This window comes from Streptomyces sp. NPDC028991 (assembly GCF_055564775.1).
On record NZ_JBVHVP010000060.1, the window covers coordinates 1 to 4,438 of the forward strand.

Genomic DNA, 4,438 nt, shown 5'->3' on the forward strand with positions numbered 1-4,438 from the left:
CCCACGCTCAGCCACCAGATACCGCGCCACCACAGCACCCAGACCACCCGTACCACCCGTGACCAACACCGCACCCGAACCATCCAGAGACGGCATCGACGCGAGGCTGTCGTCCTGACCGGCGGGCTGGGTGTCGTCCTGACCGGCCTGCTCGTCGGACAGGCGCGTCAGCCTCGGCACCAGCACCGCGCCACCACGCACCGCGACCTCGCACTCACCCGAGACCACCGCCGCCACCGCGGCGTCCACATCAGCCGACCGCCCCGGGCCCGTATGCAGGTCCAAGTCCAAGTCCAGGTCCTGGTCCAGGTCCACCAGGGCGAACCGTCCCGGGTTCTCCGCGAGCGCCGCACGCACCAGACCCCACACCGGAGCCTGCACCACATCACCCGCGGCAGCCGAACCACCCGCACCCACCGGCACCGCACCCCGCGTCACCACCACCAGACGCGAACCCGCGAAACGCTCACCCGCAAGCCACTCCTGCACCACACCCAACACCCGATCCAACACCGACCGCACACCCACAGGCACATCCACAGAACCGCCCGGCACACCACAAGCATCGGGGGCACCACAGTCCAGGACCACCACACCCGGCTCACCGTCGGCCGCGTCGGCGACCTCGCTCCACGGGATCCAGCGTGCGTCTGCCACACCGTTCCCGGCGGCCGGTACCCATGTGATGCCGTACAGCGCACCCGTCTCTCCCGGGGCCGCGCCGAGCTGCTCGGTGGAGACCGGGCGGCCCACCATGGAGCCGACCGTCAGGACCGGCGCGCCGGTCACGTCGGCGATCCGGATGTCCATGCCGCCGTCCTCGGCGGTGGCGATCCGGACGCGGACGGCGGCGGCGCCGACCGCGTGCAGGGACACGTCGTTCCAGGCGAACGGGATCACCGTGCCGCCGCCGTCCTCGTGGCCGGGGCCGGCGCTGTCGTTGAGGATCGCGGCGTGCATCGTGGCATCGAGGAGCGCCGGGTGCAGACCGAACCGGCCCGCCTCCTGCGACGCCTCCTGCGGAAGCGCCACCTCGGCGAACAACTCCTCACCCCGACGCCACGCCGCACGCAACCCCCGGAACACCGGCCCGTACCCGTAACCACGCTCCCGGAAGACCTCGTACGCCGCCTCCACCGGCAGCACCTCGGCACCCGCCGGCGGCCACTGCTCGTCGAACCCGGCCGGCGCGGTCTCGGCGACCGTGTCCGTCAGGAAGCCCGTGGCGTGGGTGGCCCAGTCCTGTCGGGTGCCCTCGGGGCGGGAGTAGACGGCGACGGTGCGGCGTTCGGCGGTGCGCGGTCCGACGATCACTCGGACCTGGACGCCGCCCCGCTCGGACAGCACCAGCGGTGCGGCGAGGGTCAGTTCCTCCAGGGTGGCGCAGTCGACGGCCCCGCCGGCCGCCAGGGCGAGTTCGACGAGGACGGAACCGGGCAGCAGGATCCGGCCGAGGACCACGTGGTCGGCGAGCCAGGGCTGCGCCTCCACCGACAGCCTGCCCGTCAGCACCACACCACCGGAGTCCGGCAACGACACCACCGCACCCAGCAACGGGTGATCGGCGGCATCGAGTCCGGCCTCCTCCGTCACCGCGGGAGCTGCGCCGGTCGCGGCGAGCCAGTAACGCTGCCGCTGGAAGGCGTACGTCGGCAGGTCGACGGCACGGGCACCTGTCCCGGCGAAGAAGCCGGACCAGTCGACCGCGGTGCCCACGGTGTGCAGGCGCGCGAGCGCGGTGAGGAGGGCGACCGTCTCGTCGCGGCCCTTGCGGGCCGTCTGCACGAGCAGGACGGTGGCGTCCTCGGCACGGTCGAGGCAGGTGCGGGCCATCCCGGTCAGGACCGCTTCGGGGCCGATCTCGACGCAGCGGTCCACCCCGGCGGCGCGGAGCGCGCGGACACCGTCGGCGAACCGGACGGCCTGGCGGACGTGGGTCACCCAGTAGTCCGGAGTGGTCAGTTCGCCGGCCTCGGCGATCCGGCCGGTCACGTTGGACACCACCGGCAGCAGAGGTTCCGCGAACGACAGTCCCGCCACGACCTCGCGGAACGCCGCGAGCATCGGCTCCATCAGCGGCGAATGGAACGCGTGCGAGACACGGAGCCGGCTGACCCTGCGCCCCCGCTCCCGGAACGCCTCGGCGATCGCCTCGACGGCCCCCTCCACGCCCGAGACCACCAGCGAGGACGGCCCGTTGACGGCGGCGATCGACACACCTTCGGCTTCGTCGGAGTCGAGTTGCTCCTGGACCTCCGCCTCGGTGGCCTCCACCGCCACCATCGCGCCGCCCGCGGGAAGCGCCTGCATCAGCCGGCCGCGCGCGGCGACCAGCGCGCAGGCGTCCGCGAGCGAGAACACCCCGGCGACGTGTGCCGCCGCCACCTCACCGATGGAGTGGCCGGCCACCAAGTCGGGAGTGACACCCCAGGACGCGAGGAGCCGGTACAGGGCCACCTCGACGGCGAACAGCCCCGTCTGCGCGTACGCCGTGCCGTCGAGGACCGACTCGTCCTCGCCCCACACCACCTCACGCAGCGGACGCTCCACGTGCTCGTCGAGTCCCGCGCACACCGCGTCGAACGCCTCCGCGAACACCGGGAAGTTCTCATACAGCCCACGCCCCATGCCGAGGCGCTGGGAGCCCTGGCCCGAGAACAGGAACGCGGTGGTACCGACGGATCGGGCCTCGCCGGTGATCACGCCGGGGGCGTCCGTGCCGTCGGCGAGGGCCCGCAGTCCGGACAGGATCTCGTCGCGGCCGGTGCCGAGCACCACCGCGCGGGTCTCCAGCGCGGTGCGGGCGGTGGCCAGCGCGTACGCCGTGTCCAGCGGACGGTCGTCCGGGCGCGCCGTCACGTGGTCGAGCAGCCGGGCTGCCTGAGCACGCAGCGCCTCGGGGGTGGCCGCGGACAGCGACCAGGGCAGGGCGGCGGGTGCCCGGTGCACGGTGGCGGAGCCCGTTCCGTCCGCGGGCCCGGGTTCGTCCGCGGTCCGGGCGGGGCTCTGTTCCAGTACGACGTGTGCGTTGGTGCCGCTGAGGCCGAAAGCGGAGACACCGGCCCGGCGCGGCCGACCGGTGGCCGGCCAGGGCCGTTCCCCGGTGACCAGTTCGGCGCGGCCCTCGGTCCAGTCGACGTGCGGCGAGGGATGGTCGACGTGCAGGGTGCGCGGCACCGTGCCGTGTTCCATCGCCATGACCATCTTGATGACACCGGCGACACCGGCGGCGGCCTGCGTGTGACCGAGGTTCGACTTGACCGAGCCGAGCAGCAGCGGCCGGTCCTCGGGCCGGTCCTGGCCGTACGTGGCGAGGAGCGCCTGCGCCTCGATCGGGTCGCCCAGCGTGGTGCCCGTGCCATGCGCCTCCACCACGTCCACTTCGGACGCGGCGACTCCGGCACCACGCAGCGCCTGGCGGATCACGCGCTGCTGGGAGGGGCCGTTGGGCGCGGTCAGTCCGTTGGAGGCGCCGTCCTGGTTGACGGCCGTGCCCTTGACGACGGCGAGCACCCGGTGTCCGTTGCGCACCGCGTCCGAGAGACGTTCCACCAGGAGCACGCCGACGCCCTCGGACCAGCCGACGCCGTCCGCCGCGCCCGCGAACGCCTTGCAGCGGCCGTCGACGGACAGACCGCGCTGGCGGCTGAACTCGACGAACATGCCGGGCGTCGACATCACGGTGGCGCCGCCGGCCACGGCGAGCGAGCACTCCCCCGACCGCAGCGCCTGCACCGCCAGGTGCAGCGCGACGAGCGAGGAGGAGCAGGCGGTGTCGACGGTGACGGCCGGGCCTTCCCAGCCGTAGGTGTACGAGAGCCGACCGGACGCCACGCTGCCGCCGGCGGTGCCGGAGGGCGAGACGTTGAGCGCGTAGTCGTGGTACATCACACCGGCGAAGACACCGGTCCTGCTGCCCTTGAGCGAGGTGGGGTCGATGCCCGCCCGTTCCAGGGCCTCCCACGAGGTCTCGAGCAGCAGGCGCTGCTGCGGGTCCATGTACAGGGCCTCACGGGGGGAGATGCCGAAGAAGCCGGGGTCGAACTGGGCCGCGTCATGCAGGAAGCTGCCGCGGCGCGTATAGCTCTTTCCCTCCTTGCCCGGCTCCGGGTCGTAGAGCTCCTCCACGTCCCAGCCCCGGTCGTCCGGGAGGTCGGAGACCGTGTCGACACCCTCCATGACCAGGCGCCACAGCTCCTCGGGGCTGGTCACCCCGCCCGGGTAGCGGCAGGCCATGCCGATGATGGCGATGGGCTCGTCGTCGGCGGGCCGTCCGTCGTCCGTACGGGTCGCGCCGGCCGCCCGTGCGGTCCCGCTGCCGTCGAGCCGGGACACGATGTGCCCGGTGACGGCGAGGGCGTTGGGGTGGTCGAAGACCAGGGTCGCCGGGAGCCGGAGTCCGGTCAGGGTGTTGAGCTGGTTGCGCAGCTCGGTCGCG

At 73.2% G+C, this 4,438-nt stretch carries 1 protein-coding gene; it reads right to left on the reverse strand.

What is annotated here, in order from left to right; translation table 11 throughout:
* Positions 1-4,438: type I polyketide synthase (locus ACZ4V1_RS35775; protein ID WP_468345321.1), on the reverse strand; the 4,438-nt coding region annotated here is incomplete at both ends.